The organism is Mycobacterium numidiamassiliense (assembly GCF_900157365.1).
GTDB classification, from domain to species: domain Bacteria; phylum Actinomycetota; class Actinomycetes; order Mycobacteriales; family Mycobacteriaceae; genus Mycobacterium; species Mycobacterium numidiamassiliense.
In genome coordinates this window covers 1,620,560-1,643,371 of record NZ_FUEZ01000004.1, presented here as the reverse complement: position 1 = coordinate 1,643,371, position 22,812 = coordinate 1,620,560, and the positions used below count along the sequence as shown (strand labels likewise).

Sequence of the window (22,812 nt, the reverse complement as noted above, 5' to 3'; positions counted from 1 at the left end):
GGGCTCAGTCCTTGTTGCCTGACGCCCAGATCTTCTGGAAGGCCCCGATCGAGTCGGTGGTTCCGTGATCCGAGTAGAGCTCGAATGTGGCGAAGCTCCCCTGCCATTCGGAAAAGCGCGGATCCGAAACGATTCGATGGGTTCCCGGCAGATCCAAGGTGACCTGGGCACCGTCGATGGTCACGCGCGCCTCGTAGGAGGTCACTCCGTCCTCGCGCAGCGGCTGCGGGAAAAAGTCGGCCGCGACGACGTCGAGCGTCGCATTGTCGCTACGCAGCACACTGATGTTCCAGTTGATCGGCGTCACCACCAGCTGGACCGCCAGCGGGTTGATCATCGGCGGAACCCGGTTCTCGATGCCCCGCGACACCACAAGCGCGATCGCACCCTGGGTGCCCGGACCCGCACCGCCGGAGGACCGGAAGACGAACCGCGCGCCCATGTTCTTGACCGACGAACCGAGGTCAGGGGTACTGAAAAAGGCGGCCGATCCCGCTGTCGTGGGCTGGTAGGTCAACCGGCCGTCCTGAACCTTTAGTGGGTCAGAACTGGTCACCACGGTCGCCGCCTGCCCACCCGCGAAGCTGTCAGGTGCCGGCCCGTTGGGCAAGGCGGCGAAATCTGCCGAAACCCGGATACCCCGCGCGGCCATCGGTGCATGCTCCCGCAGAAATCCCCACCAAAGCGCAACGGCCACAACAGCTGCCAGCACTAGGGCGAACGCGACCTGCGCGAAAGTGCGGTATGAGCGGCCGACGGCTCTGAGATTGGTCATTCTTCGACCCCTGCTTGCGCGTTTGCCCAATCCGACTCAACGCCACGACGCCTGATCATCAGCGTTGCACCACCTTGGACGGGGCGGAAGCCAATTCCTGGCACCAATTTTCGTAGCCGCGGATCGCGCTGTCACGGGAGAGTATCTCCTGTGAATAGCGTTTGCCCGATTCCCCAAAACGCTTGCCCGCAGCCTTGTCCCGGCCGATGCTCAACACCGCCTCGAGCAGGGCGCGCGGGTCGGTGGGCGCGACGATCACCCCGGCCCCGGCGGCTCGGATCTCACCTGCGGCCGCGCTCGACTCATCTGTTGCGGCCACCACCGGCTTGCCGGTCCGGAAGTAGGTCGTCAACTTACTGGGTACGGCCATGTCTTTGACGCCCGGCTTCTCGTTCACCAGAAGCACATCCGCGGCCTGAAGTGCAGCACGGAATGCCTTGTCGGGCAGGACCTTTATGAATTGAAGCACGGGAATCCCCGCACCGGCTTCTTCGAGACTTCGCCGCTGATTTCCGTCGCCGACCAAGACGAACCGAACCGTTCCCGCGGGAACTTCGCTGGCGGCGAGCTTGGCGGCGGCGACGACGTTCTCCAAACCCTGCTTGGCGCCCATGTTTCCGGCATGCACGACGATGATCTCATCGTCGCCCCATCCGTACTGTCGGCGGATCTCGGCGGCCTCACTGGGCGCCGGGTCTTCCGATGCATCGAGGTGTGTCCAGTTACGAATCACCGTCGAGGCCGCCTCATCGACGCCCACCTCGCCCAGCGCCGCCCGGAAACGGTCATGAATGACCGCCACCCCCGTCGCAGAGCGCAACACCCGCGCCTCGAATCGCACTGCGGCGGTAGCCAACTTGCCGCCCAACGCTCCGGTTTCGACAACCCCTTTGCCGTAGATGTCTTGGACGACAATTCCGACGGGCACGTTTCGTAGCCGCGCCTTGGCGACGACCGCGGCCGTCGACAAAAGTGTCGGACTGACGGCGATGACAACCGATGGCTGATCGAATCGTGTGCGCAGCAACGCCCTGGCGAAGCTGGCTTCCAACCGAACCCTGTTCCGCGCACTGGGGTTTTCTGCAACGTAGTGCCGCAACCGGTCGACCGTCACTCCGTTGATGATCTCCCGGTACGAGCGCGCGCCGCGATACTCGTCGTGGACCCGCCATTCCGGATAGTGCGGCAACCCGGTGATCACGCTGACCTCGTGCCCCCGGGCCGCCAAACCCTCGGCCATCCCGGTGGTGTAGGGCGCTATCCCAGTCACTTCCGGAAAGTAGTTTATGCCAACGATTGTGATCTTCATCGGCGCACGCTCGCCGACTTGTATTGCGGCGCACGAACGGGAACGGGGATCTGTTGTACCGATGCAGGCTCGGCCACGCTACACCCGTGCCGATGCGTGATGAGTTCGATACCAGTCAACGGTTTCGGCAATCCCGTCCTGCAGCGGTATCCGGGCTTCCCAGCCGCTTTCCCGTAAGAGGCTGACGTCCAGCAACTTTCGCGGCGTGCCGTCGGGCTTGCTGGTATCCCAGCGCGTCTCCCCGGTGTAATCGACTGCGTCCGCGACTATCCGGGCGACCTCGTGAATGGTGTGGTCGACGCCGGTGCCGACGTTGACTTGGCTTGGGCCGTCATAGTTTTCCAGCAGGTGTAGGCACGCCGAGGCCATGTCGTCAACGTGAAGAAACTCCCGCCGCGGCGCTCCACTGCCCCAGTTGGTAACTACCCGCTGCCCAGAGCTGGTTGCGTCGTCGTAGCGGCGGATCAACGCCGGCAACACGTGCGACGTGTTCTCTGAGAAATTGTCATGTGGCCCATACAGGTTCGTCGGCATTGCCGAGATCCAGGGCAGCTGATACTGCCGACGCACGGACTGGACTTGGATGATTCCCGCGATCTTCGCAATCGCGTAAGCGTCGTTGGTTGGTTCGAGTGCGCCGGTCAGCAGGGAGTCCTCGGTGATCGGCTGGTCGGCGAATTTGGGATAGATGCACGAAGACCCCAGGAACAGCAGGCGTTCGGATCGTTGCTCAACCGCAGCGTCGAGGACGTTGACTTGGATCTGCAGGTTTTCGGAGATGAAGTCGACGGGATAGGTGCTGTTGGCCAGGATCCCGCCGACCCGTGCGGCAGCAACAACAACGACCGCCGGCCGGGTTTCCCGGAAGAACGCGAAGGTCGCGGCCCGGTCCGTCAGGTCGAGTTCGTCGTGTGTCCGAGTGAGAATGTTGCCAAATCCGTTGGCCGCCAAGTGACGGCAGATCGCGGAACCAACCATCCCGCGATGGCCGGCCACGAATACCGGTGCATCTCGTTCCAACGGCCGAGGGGCGAAGAGCGCATTGGCGACCACTGCTCAACTCCAGGCCGGCAACATCGGCACGTCGACCACGGCGCCGTCCGGATGGTCCAGCGCCGCGATGTCGGCGTCGACCATGATCCGCGCGAGCTCCGGCGTCCGCACGGATGCCCGCCATCCCACCAGGCGTTCGGCTTTGCTCGCGTCGCCGACTAGCGCATCGACCTCCGTCGGCCGCAGGTAGCGTTCGTCATATTTGACGTGTTCGGTCCAGTCCAGTCCCGCATGGGAAAACGCCGCTTCGACGAAGTCGCGAACGGAGTAGGCTTCGCCGGTGGCCAGCACGTAGTCATCGGGCTGGTCCGCCTGCAACATCCGCCACATGCCTTCCACGTATTCCGGCGCGTATCCCCAGTCACGGACGGCGTCGAGATTTCCCAAGTAGACGTCGCGGGCAAGCCCTGCTTTGATTCGGGCCACCGCACGGGTGATTTTCCGGGTTACGAACGTCTCACCGCGCCGCGGCGACTCGTGATTGAACAGGATCCCGTTGACCGCGTATATCCCGTACGCCTCACGGTAATTTCGCGCAATCCAGTAGGCGTATACCTTCGCGGCGCCATAAGGGGAGCGCGGGTAAAAAGGGGTCTCCTCATTCTGTGGCGGCGGAGATGCTCCGAACATCTCTGAACTTGATGCCTGATAGAAGCGGCACTTCACTTTGCCGATGCGTACCGCCTCGAGGAGCCGGACCGACCCCAATCCGGTGGTGTCGCCGGTGTGCGCGGGTTCGTCGAAGCTGACCCTGACGTGGGATTGAGCGGCAAGGTTGTACACCTCGTCCGGCTCGATGGTCGACAAGAGGGTGACCAGGCGCGTGCCGTCCGCGAGATCGCCGTAGTGCAGGAAGAGCTTCGCGTCGGATTGGTGGGGGTCGACGTAAAGATGGTCAATGCGCCGGGTATTGAAAGTCGACGCGCGCCGGATCAGACCGTGTACTTCATATCCTTTTCGGAGCAACAGCTCCGCCAGGTAAGAGCCATCTTGGCCGGTGATTCCGGTAATCAACGCCTTTTTCATCCAGTTTTCCTCGTCCGCTTTATCTCTGCGGCGCCGTCAGACGGCATAGTTCGTCCGCCCCCTGCATTCTCGCCCCGGCCATGGGTCATCTAGCAGGCTCCCCTGTGGCGAGCACGGCTGTCAAAGGCTGCGCGAGGATCCTCACCAAATCGTGAGAGCTTTCCGCGGGCGGACCGCGAAGCGCGCGGCGCCGGGTTGAGTTCGCTGGTAAACCCCGGCAGCGCCACGCCACGGCCCACCCAATCCGTGTCACCGCCCAGCACTGCCGTCTCCTCGTCGCGCCGATCGGAACGGCACGTGTTTGTCTAACGGAAAATCTTCGCAGGGGCAATATTACATACTTATTGGATGATTGCTCGCCAGTATCAGACTTTTGGTATCTGGCATCCTTGCTGCAGCGCCCATCGGGCCGGCGCCCAGCACTCCGGGGCCACCTGGCACCCCGATCGAGGTGTCCGGATCTCAGCAACGATCCACAGTCATCGCCTTGGCAATTCCGGCGAACTGATAGAGATAAATGTATTGCCAATACCACTCGGGCACCGCGTAGCTGCGGGGGACCGCCCTCGCCGATACGGCGATCCCCATATTCGACAAGCACTGACGAAATACCAATCGGGCGCGGGGCAAATGATATTGCCAACTGACGACGAGAATGCTTTTCCAATGCCGCTCCAAAGCCAGCCGGCGTGTCATAAGCGCTTCCCCGCGAGTTGTCGCCGGATCGGGACTAAAGCAAATCACCTCGACCGAGTCGTCCCGACGCCGACAGATCCGGTTCATCACCTCGTCGGCACTGGCGTACGGATCCGAGAGCACCACTGTCGAGGCGAGTCCCTGGCGAGCCAGCTCCAGGCCGTAGCCCTCGCGCCCGTCGTGCTCGCCGCCCAATACGACCACGGCATCGACATGCGAGGCGGGGTTGTCGGCGGCATTGCCGAAGATGATAAAACCGGCGCAGGAGTTCAACACCACAAACACTGTGGCGAACGCCGTGAGGAAAACCGCGGTCCGCCGAGCGGTCCGCCAAAAGAAATTCACTCGACCGCCGGAGCGGGCACGAAATATATTAAGCCACAACGGTTTTCCGGGTAATCGCGGAACATTATCGCAATCCCCCCACGACGCGGTATTGCAAATCTTGTACATACGGCGTTGCGGTGACGTCAGCATTGGACCGCGCCGTGCCAACCACAACGCCATCTCGGAACAGAATGGCCGAGATCGATCCGAGGCTCAGCGGGAAAGTGCAGATTCCCCGGCCCGCGGGGACATCGCAGGAATAGATTTGGGTCCCCGCACCGAGGTAAATCTGCGATGGCTCGGTCGCGAATGACACCACCTCGATCAGGTCGCTGGGTGGCGCGCTTGTCGGCATCACGGTCATGAGCCAGGTTTCGGGATACACCGGAGGGACGCCGAACGGTTGCTTTCGGTAGGAGAGGAACAGTGCGTCGCGGACGATGCGCGGGGCTGAGCCGGTCTTGAACCGGGCGATGTCGTAGGCATTCATGTCGATAATGCGCCAACCGTGGACCGCCGACGGTGCCATTGCGGTCGATTCGGTGTAGTCGTTCCACGTGATCAACTGGACCCAGTCGGCCTGGCGTTGGTCGGCGAGTTGCCACCCCAACCGATTCGCCAAACCATTGGCGGATTCCTCGAAGGTTCCGCTGCGCGGCCGGCTGTCTTGGAAAGCAACGGGTTGCATCCACAATTTTCCGAGTTGGTGCGCCCGCCGGATGATGTCTGTCGGGGAACCGCGACCGCCGTCGTCGACGCTCATCTCACGCGGACTGCGCCCACCCCACATGCTGAATCCGTAGCTGAACGGGGCGAACTTCTCCAGGTTGTCGGCGACGTCAAGAAATGTCGGGACGAATGCGACAGCGAGCTTGAATTGGTCCCGAAGAATATTCAGAACACTCGACCACCACGCCGGCGGTTGCCGCTCTGCGGCGTACGCACCCAGCACCGGCCTGCCATCCAGAAGATGAAACGCGCTCGGCGTGCTCAGATATGGTGCGACATCGGCTGCGAAGTTCGCGGCGGTCATCGTCCCCAACGGGCCTGCGACGTCGGCGGTGATCATGATCGTGAAGTTCCCCGCCGCGGCCGTGGCCTGCAGTAGCCGATCCACGACATCGGACTGGGCGCGCGGCGCAAGCACATCAACCGCGAATCCGTCCACCCCGACGCTTTTGGCTTGCTGGATCTCAGTTTCCAGGTCCGCCAGTTGCCAATCCGGCTGATTGCTGTGGGCCCGCGGCAGCGGCCTGTCGCGCAATAGTCCGCCGTATGCGGCGTGTGCACCGGATTCGCCGTAGACGGTGAGGTACTGGGTTGCGTAGTAGTCTTCGGGCCCATTTTTGTTGTCGATCGATATCGGGAAGTTCGGCATGTAGTGGGCGAAGACCTTTCGTGGACTTTTGCCCACCAGGTCGAAGGGCAGATACGGCGTGACCGCCGCCCGCTGCGGGTCCAGCGGCCGGGTCCACTGCGGCGGAACTATCCACGGCACGCTCAGGATGGCGACAAGGATCAGCAAGCGCACCCAAGCAGACGAACGACGAACCCGGTGCGAACTCATGAGCCGCCACGAAGGACCGGACTGGGGGCGTGGAAAGGCCTCAGTGACAAAATGATCGGATCACCCGAGGGTTTGACTGTGCTCTCCTTGACGGAGATCTGGCGCACGCTTTCGACCAACATGAATCCCACGGTGGCGCAACTGACCCCGGACACCAAAGCGAGTGCGAGCGTAGCGGCGAGGTTGCGTCCCGCAGAAAATGCTCCGGCATGGCCGGCCGGCGCACGCGAACCCGACATGCACAACGTCAGCGGCGCCGCAGTGGTGAGAAGGCCGAATCCGGCCTCAATAATCGCCGGAACGTTGGTGTCCCTGGTCGCTGACAGCAAGGCGCCGAGCAGCCCGCAGGCAATACCGTTGAGCGCGAAACCCGTTGACCAATGTGGATGACCGCGGACAACCAACCAGGCGACCGCCGCGCCTACCGCGGACCCGAAGGCGAAAAGCAGCGACCCCATGGGGTCCCTCAGCGCCGTTCGTCTCGTTGCGGGTTTCGCGAGAACGAAAATCCCAGCAGCATTCCCAACAATGCGGAAGAAACCGCGGTGACAAAGAAGACCACAAGGTTCAGTAGTGCTGCTGCGGGCAATGCCGACGCGGACCGCGCCGCCACGGCGCTGATGCTGGCCGCGGCGCCTGCGGCGGCCAGCATCAGCGCCTTCGCCGGCGCTCGAATTGCTGCGGCAAGGGCGAAGCCGGCAATCCCTGCCGCAACCGCGGTAACAACGCACATCGACTTCAGCGGGTGACCGGGCCACGTCAGATCGACCCCGTGGCGTACGAGGCTGCCGGCGCAGCCCCCCACGACGGCCCATGCCAGTTCGCGCACAGGCGCTTTTTGCGACGTCACCACGACACCGACAGTAGACGAAGCGTCCCGTTGGGCCCGCCAATTACCGGCAACTCCACAGTGTTTGACCTGACTTCTGCGGTACAAGCCTTGGGCGTGGCGCTATAGGCTCACCCTGTGAGTTGTATGAGCCGCGTAGCGGGTGTTGTTGTCATCGAAAGCAAGAGCCGGTGACGATCCCGCCGATGCGATTGCTGCAAGTGACGGGCACGCTTGACCCGGCATACGGAGGTCCGTGTGTCGTCCTGAACGAACTCACCCGCAGCGTCACTGATCTGGGCCACGCGGTCGACGTGGTCACTCTGGATCCTCCGTCCGCACCGTGGCTCACCGATGTTTGCGGTAACCCCCGCGCCTTCGGCCCGGCACGCGGAAAGTACGGATATTCCCCGAGCCTGAGGCTTTGGCTGGAGCAACACGCACCTGGCTACGATGCGGTAATCGTCCACGGCATCTGGCAATACCAGAGCCGAGCGGTGCGTGCGGCGTGCCGCAAAACCGGAGTGCCGTATTTCCTTTTCGTCCACGGGGCGCTGGATCCGTGGTTCGAGCAGCGCTATCCGGTCAAGCACGCCAAGAAGGCGGCCTACTGGCGCCTTTTCGAGCATCGAAACCTTCGCGATGCCCGGGCCGTGCTCTATACCTGCGAGGAGGAGCGGCTGTTGGCCCGGACCTCGTTCAGGCCGTACCGGGCGAGGGAGGCCATTGTCACCGTGGGGATCGAAGCGCCGACCGGCGAGCCGACGCAGCAACGCGAGGCTTTTCTGGCGGCGTACCCACACCTTCGAGACAAACGCATCCTGCTCTTCCTCGGCAGGCTGCATCCGAAGAAAGGGGCCGACCTCTTGATCACCGCATTCTCCACAGTGTGCCAACGCGATGAGAGCCTGCACCTCGTCGTGGCGGGACCCGACGAATCGGGAACGGCGGCACAGCTGCAGGCGCAGGCGAAGTCGGTTGGCGTCGATGACCGTGTCACCTGGACCGGGATGCTCAGCGGCGATGCCAAATGGGGCGCATACAGGGCGGCCGACGCGTTCGTGCTGACGTCGCACTCGGAGAATTTCGGCATCGTCATCGCCGAGGCACTCGCATGCGGTCTGCCCGTCCTCATCAGCGACAAAGTCAACATCTGGCGCGAGATCGACAGCGGTGGGGCGGGTCTCGTCGAGCCCGATACCGTCGCAGGCGCAACCTCGCTGCTCGACCGTTGGTTGAGTTTGCCCGACGGCGAACGCGCAGGCATGCGCGAGCGGGCCAAGACCTGCTTCCTGGACAACTTCGAAGCAAGCGCCGCCGCACTAGTTTTCGTCACGGCGATAGCCGGGGCAATCGGGAAGACCGAAGCCGCATGAGGCGCCCGGCTAAACTGCTGGCCATTCTGCGAGTGACGTCTTATCGAAATGCCCTGTTGCGCAACGGAGTCGCTGCTGCCGTCGAACATCGGGAGGGCCTGCAGACGCTAACCCTACGCACGGTCGTCGATGTCGGCGCAAATCGCGGTCAGTTCGCACTCTTCGCCCTGCACACCTTCCCCACCGCGAACATCGTCTCGTTCGAGCCTCTTGAGATACCCGCCGCACGCTTCCGGCGCGTGTTTGCCAAGGAGCCGAGGGTCACGCTGCACCACGCGGCGCTGGGCCCAGAGACAGGACAGTCCACCATGCACGTGTCGGGTCACGACGACTCGTCGTCGCTGTTGCCTATCACCGCAACCCAGCGAGAGCTCTTTCACGGCACGGGCGAAGTGCGCACCGAGACAGTACGCACCGGGCCGTTAGCGGAGTTTCTCGACGCCGACTCCATCGAGGAGCCGGCGTTGCTGAAGCTCGACGTCCAGGGCTTCGAGCTGGAGGCGTTGCGGGCGTGTGGTGACCTGCTGAAGAAGTTCACCTACGTCTGCGCGGAAGGTTCGTTCATCGAGTTGTACGAGGGACAGGTGCTGGCCGACGATTTGATCGCGTGGCTACGCGAGCGCGGCTATGAGCTTGTACGCAGCTATGGCGGTTACAGTGACGAGCAGGGGCGAAAGATCCAGGAGGACATGCTGTTTCAGAGGGCCGTAAGTCGCTCGTGACCAAAGGTACGCTGTATCAGAACATGTAGCCGCGTTCGCGGTGGAAAAGCATGGCTTCCTCGGGCAACTTCTTGATCTCGCGTGCGGGCGTACCGCCGTACAGCCGCAGTTCCTCGACCAGCGGCCCCGCCACCGTGGCCCCGCCGGCCACGATGCTGCGCGGTGGCACCGAACTGCCGGCGAGCAACGTGCAGCTCGTGGAAACGAAGGAGTGGTGGCCGATTCGGACGGGCGCAGTGCGCTGGCAGCCGGCCATGTAGTCCGGGCCGTGGGTGACGATCTGACTCCGCAGCCCGGCCAGGATTGCGTACGGCTCGATGACTACCTCGTCGTCGCAGTACAGGATGTGACGGGTGACGATCGCGGCTTCGTCGCCCAGAATCAACCGCGGCTTTCGGTCCGGCGAGTTCGGATAGAGTTCGGCCGAACGCGGGGGCGAGGTGATCCAGTTCATCGGTCCGATCGTCGACCGCACACCGAGGCTCACCTCGTCGCAACCTTTAATCACGGTGAGGTGCCCCACCTTTGCGTCCTCGCCCGCGCTCAGGTGGTCGACGGCGATGATGCTGAGGCCGAAACGTGCGGTGGGGTGGATGTCCCAGCCGAGGATCCGTCGGTAGATGGCGTGCTTGATCGGCTGCGGTGCCGCTACCGCGAGCAGTGCGAAGATCCAGCGCAGGCGCCGCGACCTGACGGGCATCTGACTCCTTAGTCTTCTACCGCGGTTAGCTGAGCACATCTTCGCACACGTCTGATCGCACCAGGCCTAAACAGCGCAAGGCACAACACCCCCGGATCAGTGCTTGACGAGAATTTCGTTCCGCGGACAGTTGCCTGCGCTCGGCAACGTCGGCGCGACGGATTCAGACGCTGACGGCCGCCCTTGCGGCGCGCAGCGATTCGAGCATCGTCCGAGCGAGAGATTCGATGTTGGGTGGCTCGAGCATGCTGACATGGTCACCGCCAACACGATGGACCGTGAACGTTCCTTTGTGGAATTGGTCCCAACCCAGTCGATCTGACTCAGCGTTGGTCGCGGACACCTCGGTCACGAACAGGTCCATCGGCACGTCGTGTCCGAGCTGCTCATACTGGTAGACAAGCTCTGCGGCACCGCGATAGTCGAAGTCCTCCTGTGACTGCCACATTGAACCGGTCCGGAAAATCCGCCGCGCGACTTCGCGGTACTTGGCCCACTGTTCACGGATCGGCAGTTGGCGTATCCGGCGCAACCGCCACCGCAGTGTCAACTGCAATCGCACCAGATCCTTCAGCGAAGGCGCTTCGGTGTCCACGAGGCCCAACCACTCGACTTCCTGGCCGGATTCGATAGCCTGCCGGGCTATTTCGTACGCGAGGAGCCCGCCGATCGAGTAGCCGGCGAGCGCAAGAGGACCATCCGGCTGCTCGCGACGGATCGCCGAAAGGAATTGGCTGGCATGCTGTTCGATGGTCACCGAAAGGTCGAACCGGCCGTCTGGCTGTTGGGGGATCAACGCGTGTACCGACTGTTTGCCACCCCATTGCGCCGTAAGGTGCCGCAGACTCATGGCCGAGGACAGGCCGGAGTAGATGAAGTGCAGCTGTCGTCCAGACGCGACTCCATCAGTGCTTCCTAGGTCTCCCGCATCGAGCAACTTGGCAAGATCCGCAATGGTCCTGCCGTGGTCGATGAACGACGCAAGGGGCAACTCGACGTCGAAGGTCCGCTGAATCTCGGACACCAGCCGGGCAGCCATCAGCGAATGACCGCCTCTGTCAAAGAAATCGGAATGGACGTCGTTCACGGGCGTGGCGAACAGCTCGGCCCATATGCCCGCGACGCGCCGTTCGGTGTCGGTACGCGGCGGCTGTGCACCGGCGTCCGACGCCTGCCGCGACGGTGCCGGCAACGCGGCCTTGTCGAGCTTCCCGCTCGGGGTCGTCGGGAGCTCGTTAAGGTACACGAACGCGCTCGGGACCATGTATTCGGGCAGCCTACGGCGCAGCCAACCACGCGCCTCAGCTTCGGTCGGCCGCCCTGGCACACCGACGACATACGCGACTAACCCCTGCTCGCCGTTGGGCGCTTCACGGGCCATCACGGCGCAGCGCTGGACATCAGGATGCTCGGACAACACCGATTCGATCTCGCCCGGTTCGATGCGGAAACCGCGGATCTTGAGCTGATCGTCGTCACGGCCCAGGTGTTGTATCCGGCCGTCGGGCAACAACCGGCCCCGATCGCCCGTCCGGTACATGCGGCCACCGCAATGGAACGGGTCGTCTCCGAACCGGCGCGCGCGCTCATCGGTGACGTTGAGGTAGCCCCGGGCCACTTCGACGCCGCCGATGGTGATCTCGCCGGGGACGCCGGCTGGTTGGAGTCTTCCGCGGCTGTCGGTGATGTACACCCGCACGTTCGGCAAGGCCCTGCCCACGGTGATGACATCACCCTCGACCAATTGCGCGACGCTGGTCCAGACCGTGGCCTCGGTGGGACCGTAAGCGTTCCAGACCGATTCGCACCGTTGCAGCAGCGCCCGCGCCAGCCCGTCGCTGATCGATTCGCCACCCGTCATCGCTTTCAGACGAAGATCGCCACCCCAGCCGGCAGCGACGAGCGCCCCCCAGGTGGTTGGTGTCGCGCACATGTGGGTCGCGCCGCTGCGCGCGATCAGCCGACCCAACGCGATGGGATCCGCCGCCTGCGCGGTGGTGGCGAGCACCAGGCGCGCTCCACACGCCAGCGCGCAGAAGATGTCGCCCATCGCCATGTCGAAGCTGACGGATGCCAGCGACAGCACGGTGTCGGATCCAACGACACCGATCTCCCGGTACATGGTGCCCATCAGGTTGACGAGGTTGCGGTGCTCGATGAGCACTCCCTTGGGGCGGCCAGTGGAGCCGGAGGTGTAGATCACGTAGGCCAGATCGGCCGCGGTAACGATGCCTGACGGCTGATCGTGTTGTGGCGCCTGTGAATTCACATCACGGATGTTGACGACAGTGGCCGTGAGCTCATCCGCGTCGGCTAGCAGTTGACCCTCGGTCACAATGATGCTCGCGGCGGCGTCGTTGATGCAGAAGGCATTTCGGCTCACGGGCTGGCGGGGGTCCAGCGGGAGAAACGCCGCGCCGGATTTGAGAACCCCCACCAGCGTCGCTATCAGATCTGGTGTGCGCTGCAACAATACGGCCACGATGCCACCGGGCCCGGCGCCCGCCTGCATCAAGCGCGATGCGATGGCCGTCGCGCGATCGTCGAGCTGCCGATAGGTCAGCGTCGAATCCCCGACTTGCACAGCCACCGCGTCGGGCGTGCGTTCAACCTGCGCGGCGATGACTTCGTGCACGCATTGCCACGAAGTGCCGTGGTGGGTGGTCCGATTCGAGCTGAGCTGACGTCGACGCTCATCCGGCGTAATCAGATCATGTTCGGCCATCGGCTTTTCCGGTGCCGCGGCCACAACCTCCAGAATTCGGTGGAAGTGCCACGCCAACTCACGCGCCGTCTCACGTTCGAATAAATCCGTGTTGAACACCAGCGCTCCCGTGACGTGTCCGTCGGGCTGTTCGTCCAACTCGATGCTCACGTCGAACTTTGCCGATCCCACCGCGTCGCAGACATCGGCGTCGCTCATGTGCAGTGACCACTCGTCGGCCGCAGACGTCACCGACCGCCTAAACAGGAACATCGTTTGAAACAGTGGATTGTTGCGCGGATCTCGTGGTCTACCAAGGCTGGCCACCAGGGTCTCGAACGGCACCACCTCGTTGAGCGCCTCGTCGACCGCGCGACGGGTCCGCGTCACCAGCGTGGTGAACGGGTCATTGCTCGATATCTCGCACCGTAGAACCACCGCGGTCACGCAGTAGCCGACCACCGTCAGCAGGTCGTCGCGGCCGCGTAGGTCGTACGGGATACCGAAGACGACCTCGGTGGAGTCGACGTACAGATTCAGCCACCAGGCGTATGCGGCGGCCAGGGCGTCGACAAGACTGCCACCCGCGGTGTGCGCCGCGCGGCGCAACTCGTCCACGATTCCGTGTTCGATCGTCAGCCGGATCGTTCCGCCGGCCAGGGTCTGATGCGGCGGTCGCGGATGATCGAGCGGCAGCTCGGTGGGCGCGCTGCCGGCAAGTCGCTTGTGCCAGTTGGAAATTCGACTGGAAACCTGCGGTCCGCGGACCCAGTCGAGCTCCCACTTGGTGTAGTCGGCGTACTGCGCGGGAGGGGTGGCCAGCGACGAGGGCGAGCCCGTGACGTAGCTGCGATACAGCGCCGTCAGCTCCGGGAATACGGTGCGCCGCAGCGAGGTCTCGTCGAACACCAGACAATGCAGGCCGATGTAGAGCCGGTGGTCGTCCTCGGTGACACGGATCAGCCACGGGCGAATCAACGGCCCGTCGGCCATGGCGTAGGGACGCAACGTGTCGGTCACGGCGATCTCCGTGGCGCGGGCAATGGCACCTCTGCGACCCAGGCCCGAAAGATCGGTGAAGGGCAGGTCGACTTCCGTTGGCTCCCTGATAAATTGGTGCGGCACACCATCAAAGGTCTTGAAGGTGGTGCGCCAGGCCTCGTGCCTTGCGACGACGTCGGCGAAAGCGCGGCGTAGCGCTTGCACATCGAGAGAACCCATCTTGCGGATGGTGATCAACTCATTGCACACCGTTGAATTCGGCGCGAGACGGCTGAGATACCACGGCCCGGTCTGTGAAACAGACAGCGGTAGTCGACCCGATACCGACGCCGAGACGGGCGACCCGTTCTTCGTTCCTGGAGTGCTATCGGACGCCCCGCCAGGGACGTCCGCGTTGACCAATCGGTAGCTGGGCGTCATTACCAGCCCGCCTCAGGCGACATCCCGTCGAGCACCTCAGTATGCTCCGCGCCGGGCCAGAACCGCTCTGATCGTCTTGGCGATGATCAACAGATCGCCCGCCATCGACCAGTTGTCTACGTAGGACAAATCCAGGCGAACTGATTCCTTCCAGGACAGATCTGAACGACCACTCACTTGCCATAGGCCGGTGACACCCGGCTTGACGAGCAGCCGCCGCCGCACATCGCAGTCGTATCTCTCCACTTCTCGCATGAGCGGAGGTCGCGGCCCGACGACGCTCATATCCTGCTTGAGCACGTTGATGAATTGCGGCAGCTCATCGATGCTGAACTTCCGCAGCACCGTGCCCACGCGCGTGATCCGGGGGTCCTGCCGGATTTTGAAGAGCATCCCGCCGGGACTTCCGTTCAGGGGAAGCAGGCGATCGATTTGCTTATCGGCGCCGTCGACCATGGTCCGGAACTTGAGCATCGTAAACGGCTTGCCATCGATACCAATGCGTTCAGAGCGGTAGAGAACGGGCCCTCGACTGGTGAGCTTGATCGCGATGGCTGAGGCAATGAGTATCGGAGAGATCCCGAGGAGTGCGAGCGCCGCGAAGCAGACATCGAAGGCACGCTTCTGAAAGGACTGGGCCCCTTGATATTGCGGCTTTTCGACGTGCAGCAAAGGGAAACCGGCAACCGGCCGCAAGGCCAGCCGTGCCTCGCCAACGTCCATGACGCCGGGCGCAACCACCAGATCGACATCCATGGTCTCCAGCCGCCACATCAGCTGCCGGATTCCACGCGCGCCAAAACGTTCGGTTCCGGTCAACGCCACGGTATCCGCACCGCACGTGGCGATCGCCGCCAATGCGTGCGTCTCGTCGCCGAGAATGGGGACTTCCCCGCCGTGCACCATCAGCCTCTTGCCGCGCGAAGGCCCGTAGCCCGGAATGCCGACCCCAACCACGACGTAGCCGTCACGGGGATTGCGCGTTAGTTCCTCCACCAGGTGGGAGACCGCCATGCGGTCGCCGATCGCCAGGACCCTCGTCTGATATCCGCCGTTGGCACGCTTCCCGGCAACGTAGTAGTGCCACAATGCGCGGCTGGCCAGCAATCCGAGGAAGCCCACCGGAAGTGCGACTGCCAGGTAACCGCGGGCCAATGGAGTTCGCGCGAGAAGCGTTACCATCGCGATGATTCCGAAAGTCCAAAATGAGGCGCTGGCGATGCGCCGATATTCCTCGATACCGGACCCGATAACGCGCAGCGATCTGGTGTGAAACACCGACATACACATCAGCCACAGGGCGATGAACACCAGCGAGAACAACGTCATCTTCAAATGGTCCCGATGACCATAGATGCCGGCCGAATCACCGAACCGGACGTACTGCGCAAGCACAACCGAAACGCAGACGATCAGCGAATCGGTGATGAGCAACCACCGCGAGTACTGGCGCTGCCAAGCGCGTGCAGTTTCGCCTTCGAAAACCGGAACGGGCTGAGGGGTGACGTGCGTTCGGCCGTTCCCGTTGCCAAGCACCATGGTCATGGTTGACACTCCGGCATCAGAACGCCTCGCGGGCTAACAGCGTCGACGGCACCGGTGAGCGCCAGCTGGCGCCCCTTCAGGTAGGGCCAGCTTGCGTCCTGTTCGGAGATGACGGTAACCGGCAGCGGCCACTCAATGCCGAATTCCGGTTCGTTCCAACGGTATCCCTGTTCACCGGCCGGCTCGCGCGGGCCGCCGACCTGGTACATGACCTCGGTGTCGCCAACCAACGTCTGGAATCCGTGTGCGACATGGGCCGGCAGGAACAGCGCCCGGCGGTTGTCGGCGCTCAACTCCACCATGACGTGGCTGCCGTAGGCCTGCGACCCAGACCGAACGTCCACCGCCACGGCCGCAATGGCGCCGCGAGTGCAGCGCACCAGCGTCGACCCGACGTGCGGCGCTGGCTGACGGTGCAGACCCCGCATGGTTCCCCGGGTGTAGTTGAAGCACACGCTGGTTTGCGAGACATCGAAAGCCAGTCCGTACTTTGAGAATTCGTTGGTACAGAACGATTGGGAAACGAAGCCGCGATGGTCGCGGTCGGGCTCGATGTCGATCATCGTTACGCCGGCGACGGTCGTGGGCGTGTACTTCACAACGTCTCCTTCCGACACTTCCGCTTAAGCATTGGTAGGCACATGTGCGTTGTTCGGTAGATACACGATGGCCGGCGTATAACCGGGGGCCGGCGGCAAGCCGGCAGCGCCCGGGAAGGGCGCGGTTGCAGGCGATCCCGACTCCGGCCCGTATCCGGCCTCCGGAGAACGAGCTACGACGCTGGCTCGCGGCCCGTACGAGGCAACGGCTGCCCCGGCTGCGCCCGCCCCCATCGCCCGCGGTAGGCCGCCGATCAGCATTGGCATTCCCATTCCGCTGTTAAAGCCGGGGCCCGGCATCGCAAGGGGCACGGTGCCGAGCATGGACATCGGACTCGCCGACGCGAAGCCCCAGGTTGCCGGCACGGACAACCCGCCGACGGCGGCCGATTGACCAAGGCCCGCACCCAGGCCGGATAGAGCGCCGGCTCCCCCGGCGACACCCGATCCGAGCGCAGCCGGGACGGCGGCCGCGGGGGCGGCAGCGGCGGCCGCAGCGGCGGCGGGTACGAGCGCGGCTGCGTTGGCGTTGCTCATCGCGATGTTCATCGGCGTACCGATCAGGGGTCCAAGCGCGTCGCCCGCGATGAACATGCCGAACCACCCGGGGATGGTGGCGTAGGAGGCCAAGATGCTTGTGGTCAGGCCGCTGGAGTCGATGGTGGTGCCGCCCGGGCCGATGATCGTGCTGGCCGCCGTAGTCGTGCCCGACGTACCCGACGCCAGGGGCGTCGCGAGGTTGTTGAGGGTCGTGGGGGTCGTCGAGACCAGGTTCGCCAGCGTCGCCTGGGCGCCCGCGCCAGTCGCCTGGCTCGCCGAACTCGTTCCCTGGGCGGCAACCCCGGCGGGGTTGACCACCTCGGGCGGCGAGCTGTACTGCGTCACCTGCGTCGCCTCTGCGGACCCCGCGGCATACGAATACATCGCCGCGGCGTCCTGCGCCCACATTTCGGCGTACTGGGCCTCGTTGGCCGCGATCGCCGAGGCATTCTGGCCTAAGAAGTTGGTAGCGTTCAGCATCGCGAGTTGAAGCCGATTGGTCGCGACCGCCTCGGGCGGCACCGTCATCGCGTGGGCGGCTTCGTATACCTCGGCCGCGAGACTGGCCTGGCCGGCGGTCTCGGAGGCCCGCGCTGCGGCCCCGGCCATCCAGGCCACATAGGGGCCGAATGCTGAGGCCATCGCCAGCGACGAAGGGCCCATCCACCGTTCGGTGGTCAGACCCTTGACGATCGTCCGGTAGGAACTCGCGGTGGCTTGCAATTCGGCCGCCAACGAATTCCAGGCGGCCGCCGCGGCGTGCATCGACGCGGACCCAGGCCCGGCATACATCCGAGCTGAGTTGATCTCCGGTGGGAATGCCCCGAAATCCATGCCGTGACCTCAGCCTCCCAGCAGGCCGCTGGGGCCTGCCAAGTGGATCAGTGCCAGGCCTGTGCCCGCGGATACGAGCAGTTCAGCCTGGGTGGTCATGAACGACATGTGCTCCTCCTGCCGGGCGCAGGCCAACCGAGAAGCTGGCTGCGGTTACCGCATATTGGGCGTGTCATCGCGAGATATACCGACGATGCGCCAATATGCGAATATTACATACTTTTAGTCTAGTTGAGAACATGACACGCGACACACAGTATTTCTTCGGCCTCAACGCGTGCGCCTGCCCGGGATAACGGACTAGATCAGACTGCGGACCACACTGCGCGTTCGGGGGGCGAAGGCGACCATCGCATCACCTCGCGGGCGCGCCGCGAGGTGATGCCCCGCCGGTCAGGCGTACTGGTTCGCCGGGGCGCTGATGGGCGTGATCGTGACCACGTGCAGCGTCGGAATCGGCGGGGCGTTCGGCTGGCGCTCGGCCGGCGTCACCTCGCCCTCCACCCGCAACCAGGTGTTGTCGGCAAAGTGGGAGTCGCTGCTGCCGGCACCATCGCGCAGGTGGATGCGGGCCAGTTGCGCGTCGGCGGCACAACAGATGATCACGATGCGGGCGAGATCCATCCCACCGGGCTCGTTGAGGACGAAACCGGTGATCGTGATCAGCCGCTTGTTCAGCGACCCCGTGCTGTCGTTGGCCGCCCGCATCAGCACCTCGGGCAGCGAGACCTCGGGAGCCCGACCCGGCGGTAGCGGCGGAAATGCCTGGCGCAGAACGTCATTGGAGACGTTCGCCACCGAGCCGGTGGCGGCCTGTGGTCGCAACGCCGGAGGCGTGACGAAGATCAGCACCACGATGGGCAGCACCAGCAACCAGACGATGCCGCCGCGGTGGCTGTGTCCGTCGTCATGCTGTTCGTCGTCGTGCTGCCCGTGGCCGTGTCTGGGGCCGCCGCGGCGAATGTCTCCGACGATCGACACCAGCGCGAGGCCGGCCAGCAGCACGGCGGTGAGCGCCAGCCAGGGCAACAGCGAGGGCTTGACGTAGCGGGTGAACGCGCCGGTGAGCGTGATGAGCCCGACGCTGAGCCCCACCAGCAGTAACAGCGTGTTCTCGGTTTCGCGGCTCATCGCGCAGTGCCCAGCAACAGCACTCCGACGCCGGTCGCCGCCGCGATGGCGACGGCGAACGTGACCGGGGCGAACCGGGAGGCGAACGGCCGCCCGAACATGCCGGACTGCATGGCGAGCAGTTTGACGTCGACAGCCGGTCCCACCACCATGAACACCAGCCGGGGCACCAGCGGGACCATCGTCAGACTCGACGCCACGAACGCGTCAGCCTCCGAACACACCGCCAGCACCACCGCCAGCGCCGCCATGACGGCGACGCCGAAGACCAGGTGGGCACCCACGTGTTCGAAGACCTTCGGCGGTACCAACACGTGCAGCGCGGCCGCGGCGGCCGCGCCTACCACTAAATACGCAGCGGCCTGCAGAAAATCGTGGCGGGCCACCTCGCAGAACACCAGCCACTTGGATCGACCCCCCGGGCTGTGCGACTCGTTGGGTGGTAGCCGGCGGGTGATCCATTCCGAACGGCCCCACCGGGACCACAGCCAGCCCATCACCAGGGCTGTCAGCAACGACGCCGCGACCCTGGCGATCACCATCCTCGGCTGGCCGGGAAACGCGACGGCCGTGGCGACCACCACGACCGGGTTGATCGCGGGAGCGGCCAGCATGAACGTGAGCGCTGCGGCCCCTGCCGCCCCGCCGTCACCGAACAGCCGGCGGGCCACCGGGACCGAGCCGCATTCGCATCCGGGGAGCGCGGCACCGGCCACCCCGGCGGCCAGCACCGCCGCCGACGCACGCCGCGGCAGCCAGCGCACCAGCCGTTCCGGCGGCAGAAACACCGCAATCAGCCCGCTGACCACCACACCCAAGCCAAGGAAGGGCAGCGCCTGGACGAATACCCCACAAAACACCGTGCCCGCGGTGGCCAGCGTGTCGTTGCGGACCACCACGGCGCGCAGCCAGGTCCCGGCAAGGGCGAACGCCACCAAGCCGACGACCAGGATCTCCATCGACCCGACCCGCAGCCCGCGCGCGGCAGGTCCGTCATGTGTAGCCACCCGGCTATTCTCCCCGCCCGGTCGCCGGCATCCGAATCTGCGCTACGAGGCCGCTTTGCAGACGCCGACGATCCGGACGACCGGGGTGCCCTCTTCGCACTCCACGACCCAGGGATCGCCACCGTCGACGGGCTCCGAGGTGAGTGTGAACATCACCGGCTGCCCGATGCGCTGTGACATCTGCGTGCATTCGACCTGGAACAACCGGTAGTCGCCGTCTTCGTACACCGCCAGAGAGAAGCCCGGCTGGACGGCCTCCACCGGCACCTTCTGGACGTAGTAATTTGTCGTCATCCCCCCGACATTAGGACCGGTAGCGTTCCGAATACGGCGCCGCCACGCAGTCTTATGGAATGTTCAGCTACTTATTTGGAGGGCATCAGGCCGCAGGCGGCGGAGGCGCATCAGCGGTTGCGGTGGACCACGCTGGATATGTCGGTGAGGCGTTGCGTCTCTCCGGCGGTGAGCGCGACGTTCATCGCTCCCGCGGCCTCGGCGGCGTGATGGGGTTTGGAGGCGCCGGGGATCGCGATGACCGTGTCGCCGTAGTTGGTGATCAGCCACGCCAAAGCGACTTGGCTGATCGTCGCCCGGTGCACGCCCGCGATCTCGCGCATGGCCTCGATCAGCGGTGCGGTCCGGTCGAGGTTGTTGGCGTTGAATCCGTGCACGGTGCGCCGCAGTCGTGGCATGGCGTTGACCAGGTCGCGGTTGTCGTGGAATTTGCCGGTCAGCATTCCGCTGCGCAGCGGTGAGTAGGCGATCAAGGTGATACCCAGTCCACGAGCGGTGTCCAGGATGCCGTTCTTCTCGATGCTTCGATTCAGCAGGTTAATCTGAATCTGGTTGGAGGCCAAGGGGATTCCGTGCTCAGCGAGCAGCGCGTGAGCGGTGGCCATCTGCTTGGCGGTGAAATTACTGACACCGACGGCGCGAATCTTGCCCGCTGCCACCAGCTGCGCCATCGCCTCGACCTGCTTGCGCACCGGCGAGAGCCCGCCAAAGCCGAAGTGGATCTGATGCAGGTCGATGGGGAAGGGGTTCAGCGCGGCGATCCGGTCGCCGATGGTGCGACCGACGCTTCCTGCCGTGCGTCCCACCGGGCGCCACTTGGTGGCCACGGTCACTTCGCCGGGCGCGATGCCCGCGTGGGTCAATCCGGCGGCCAGGCGTCGCTCCGACTCGCCTCGCCCGTAGAGCTCGGCGGTGTCGAACAGGGTGATGCCGCCGTCGAGGGCCGTCTTGACGATGACGTCGGCGTCAACCTGCGACATCGGCGAAAAGAACCCCGACAGGATTCCCTGCGCCGAGAACTGCATGCAGCCCAGCCCGATGGGTGACGTGTGAATGCCGGTGCGGCCGAGCTCGCGGGTAGCCATCAAGCGACGACATTACCGCGCCGAATGTTCAGGCGGCTGCGTTGCCTTTGCGGAGTTCGCGCACCGCGGTGCGCAGTCCGCGCCGTTTGCCGGAAACAGGCTTGGCGCCATTGCTTTCAGGCAAGCCGGACCAGCCCCGGAACTTCAACTCCGAGTTCGTTTCCGGTGCGTCGTCGGGTGTCCCCTTGAGGTACTTGTTCGGCAATGCCAGCTTCGCGATAGTCCAGAACGACTGTCCATATTGGCGCCAAAGCGATCCCGTCGTGTAGGGCAGGTCGTACTTCTCGCAGAGCGCCTTGACGCGCTCAGAGATCTCGGCGTACCGGTTACTCGGCAGGTCGGGGAACAGGTGGTGCTCGATCTGGTAGCACAGGTTGCCGCTCATGAAGGCGAGCAACTTGCCGGCCCGGAAGTTCGCCGAACCGAGCATTTGCCGCAGGTACCACTCGGCCTGGGTCTCGTCCTCGAACTCCTCGGGCGTGAACTTCTCCGCGCCGTCCGGGAAATGGCCGCAGAAGATCACCGCGTAGGACCAGTAATTGCGGATCAGATTCGCCACCGCGTTGGCCTGCAGTGTCCGCTTCCAGCCGCGGCCGGCCAACGCGGGAAAGACGACGTAGTCCTTGCCGACCTGCTTGCCGACCTTCTTGGCGATGATGCGCAGATCCTTGCGGACCTCCGCATAGGTCTTTTCGTGCCTGCGGACATGGGACAGCTCGAGCCCGTGGGCGGCGACACCCCACTCGAACAGGGTTCCGAGCAGCACGTTGTACAGCGGATTGCCGAGCATCCACGGGGCCCAGGGCTCATCGCGGGTGACCCGCATGATCCCGTAGCCCACATCGTCATCCATCCCGACGATGTTGGTGAACTTGTGGTGAATGTAGTTGTGGGACTTCTTCCAGTGCACGCTCGGCGAGGTGGTGTCCCACTCCCACTCGGTGGAATGAATTTCAGGATCGTTCATCCAATCCCACTGACCGTGGGTGATGTTGTGTCCGAGTTCCATGTTCTCGATGATCTTCCCGGCACCCAGCATCGCGGTTCCCGCGATCCACGCGTACTTATTTCGGCTCGCCATCAACACAATTCGACTGCCGACCACCAGGGCGCGCTGCAGCTGGATAGAGCGACGGATGTAGCGGGCGTCCCGCTCGCCGCGGGACTCCTCGATATCGGTCCTGATCGCGTCCAGCTCGCGCCCGAGCGCCTCGACGTCCTCGGCGCTCAGATGTGCGTACGCCTTGAGATCGGTGATTGCCATGGAGTCC

The 22,812-nt window shown here is 64.2% G+C and carries 20 protein-coding genes; 2 read left to right on the top strand and 18 right to left on the bottom strand.

Annotated elements, in window-relative coordinates; all coding sequences use genetic code 11:
* Window positions 1-4: 4 nt before the first annotated feature.
* The 8 genes from MNAB215_RS16485 to MNAB215_RS16450 all read right to left on the bottom strand — a co-directional run bounded on the left by MNAB215_RS16485 (window position 5) and on the right by MNAB215_RS16450 (window position 7,606).
* Window positions 5-775, bottom strand: a complete 771-nt coding sequence (locus MNAB215_RS16485) for a hypothetical protein (RefSeq protein ID WP_077079786.1) — start codon at window positions 773-775, stop codon at window positions 5-7.
* 58 nt (window positions 776-833) lie between these two features.
* Window positions 834-2,084 (bottom strand): WcaI family glycosyltransferase, encoded by a 1,251-nt coding sequence (locus MNAB215_RS16480; RefSeq protein WP_077079785.1) that lies wholly within the window; start codon window positions 2,082-2,084, stop codon window positions 834-836.
* Between the two features lie 78 nt (window positions 2,085-2,162).
* Window positions 2,163-3,137, bottom strand: a complete 975-nt coding sequence (locus tag MNAB215_RS16475; protein WP_077079784.1) for a GDP-L-fucose synthase family protein — start codon at window positions 3,135-3,137, stop codon at window positions 2,163-2,165.
* A gap of 3 nt (window positions 3,138-3,140) precedes the next feature.
* Window positions 3,141-4,163, bottom strand: coding sequence for a GDP-mannose 4,6-dehydratase (gene gmd, locus MNAB215_RS16470; RefSeq protein ID WP_077079783.1), 1,023 nt, complete (start codon window positions 4,161-4,163; stop codon window positions 3,141-3,143).
* A gap of 462 nt (window positions 4,164-4,625) precedes the next feature.
* Window positions 4,626-5,135, bottom strand: a complete 510-nt coding sequence (locus MNAB215_RS16465; RefSeq protein ID WP_245830338.1) for a YdcF family protein — start codon at window positions 5,133-5,135, stop codon at window positions 4,626-4,628.
* A 133-nt stretch (window positions 5,136-5,268) separates the two neighbouring features.
* Window positions 5,269-6,717 carry a glycoside hydrolase family 71 protein gene (locus tag MNAB215_RS16460; RefSeq protein ID WP_077079782.1) on the bottom strand — a complete coding sequence of 483 codons (1,449 nt, stop codon included), beginning with the start codon at window positions 6,715-6,717 and terminating at the stop codon, window positions 5,269-5,271.
* 32 nt (window positions 6,718-6,749) lie between these two features.
* Window positions 6,750-7,211 carry a hypothetical protein gene (locus tag MNAB215_RS16455; protein WP_077079781.1) on the bottom strand — a complete coding sequence of 154 codons (462 nt, stop codon included), beginning with the start codon at window positions 7,209-7,211 and terminating at the stop codon, window positions 6,750-6,752.
* A gap of 8 nt (window positions 7,212-7,219) precedes the next feature.
* Window positions 7,220-7,606, bottom strand: coding sequence for a hypothetical protein (locus tag MNAB215_RS16450; RefSeq protein ID WP_077079780.1), 387 nt, complete (start codon window positions 7,604-7,606; stop codon window positions 7,220-7,222).
* A gap of 182 nt (window positions 7,607-7,788) precedes the next feature.
* Here MNAB215_RS16450 and MNAB215_RS16445 point away from each other — a divergent pair, with 182 nt between their 5' ends.
* Both MNAB215_RS16445 and MNAB215_RS16440 read left to right on the top strand, forming a co-directional pair.
* Complete coding sequence (locus tag MNAB215_RS16445) at window positions 7,789-8,958, top strand: glycosyltransferase (protein WP_077082073.1); 1,170 nt, start codon at window positions 7,789-7,791, stop codon at window positions 8,956-8,958.
* Window positions 8,955-9,680, top strand: a complete 726-nt coding sequence (locus MNAB215_RS16440) for an FkbM family methyltransferase (protein WP_077079779.1) — start codon at window positions 8,955-8,957, stop codon at window positions 9,678-9,680. Before MNAB215_RS16445 ends, MNAB215_RS16440 begins: the two co-directional genes overlap by 4 nt.
* Window positions 9,681-9,696: 16 nt before the next feature.
* Here the strand turns inward: MNAB215_RS16440 and MNAB215_RS16435 are convergent, their stop codons facing one another.
* The 10 genes from MNAB215_RS16435 to MNAB215_RS16390 form a co-directional block, all read right to left on the bottom strand.
* Window positions 9,697-10,380, bottom strand: coding sequence for an acyltransferase (locus MNAB215_RS16435; RefSeq protein WP_077079778.1), 684 nt, complete (start codon window positions 10,378-10,380; stop codon window positions 9,697-9,699).
* Between the two features lie 163 nt (window positions 10,381-10,543).
* Window positions 10,544-14,506: a non-ribosomal peptide synthetase gene (locus MNAB215_RS16430; protein ID WP_077079777.1), complete on the bottom strand. Its 3,963-nt coding sequence runs from the start codon at window positions 14,504-14,506 to the stop codon at window positions 10,544-10,546.
* A 36-nt stretch (window positions 14,507-14,542) separates the two neighbouring features.
* Complete coding sequence (locus tag MNAB215_RS16425; protein WP_083746142.1) at window positions 14,543-16,051, bottom strand: sugar transferase; 1,509 nt, start codon at window positions 16,049-16,051, stop codon at window positions 14,543-14,545.
* Window positions 16,048-16,650, bottom strand: coding sequence for a dTDP-4-dehydrorhamnose 3,5-epimerase family protein (locus MNAB215_RS16420; RefSeq protein WP_083746141.1), 603 nt, complete (start codon window positions 16,648-16,650; stop codon window positions 16,048-16,050). Before MNAB215_RS16420 ends, MNAB215_RS16425 begins: the two co-directional genes overlap by 4 nt.
* Window positions 16,651-16,674: 24 nt before the next feature.
* On the bottom strand, window positions 16,675-18,024 hold the full coding sequence (locus tag MNAB215_RS16415) for a PPE family protein (RefSeq protein ID WP_083746140.1): 1,350 nt from the start codon (window positions 18,022-18,024) through the stop codon (window positions 16,675-16,677).
* Between the two features lie 393 nt (window positions 18,025-18,417).
* Window positions 18,418-19,155: a TIGR03943 family putative permease subunit gene (locus MNAB215_RS16410; protein WP_077079774.1), complete on the bottom strand. Its 738-nt coding sequence runs from the start codon at window positions 19,153-19,155 to the stop codon at window positions 18,418-18,420.
* Window positions 19,152-20,114: a permease gene (locus tag MNAB215_RS16405; RefSeq protein WP_077079773.1), complete on the bottom strand. Its 963-nt coding sequence runs from the start codon at window positions 20,112-20,114 to the stop codon at window positions 19,152-19,154. Before MNAB215_RS16405 ends, MNAB215_RS16410 begins: the two co-directional genes overlap by 4 nt.
* A 90-nt stretch (window positions 20,115-20,204) precedes the next feature.
* Window positions 20,205-20,456, bottom strand: coding sequence for a hypothetical protein (locus tag MNAB215_RS16400; protein WP_077079772.1), 252 nt, complete (start codon window positions 20,454-20,456; stop codon window positions 20,205-20,207).
* 110 nt (window positions 20,457-20,566) lie between these two features.
* Window positions 20,567-21,541 carry an aldo/keto reductase gene (locus MNAB215_RS16395; RefSeq protein ID WP_077079771.1) on the bottom strand — a complete coding sequence of 325 codons (975 nt, stop codon included), beginning with the start codon at window positions 21,539-21,541 and terminating at the stop codon, window positions 20,567-20,569.
* Between the two features lie 28 nt (window positions 21,542-21,569).
* The gene (locus MNAB215_RS16390) at window positions 21,570-22,805 is read right to left on the bottom strand and encodes a fatty acid desaturase family protein (protein WP_077079770.1); all 1,236 of its coding nucleotides are present in this window, start codon (window positions 22,803-22,805) and stop codon (window positions 21,570-21,572) included.
* Window positions 22,806-22,812: the final 7 nt, after the last annotated feature.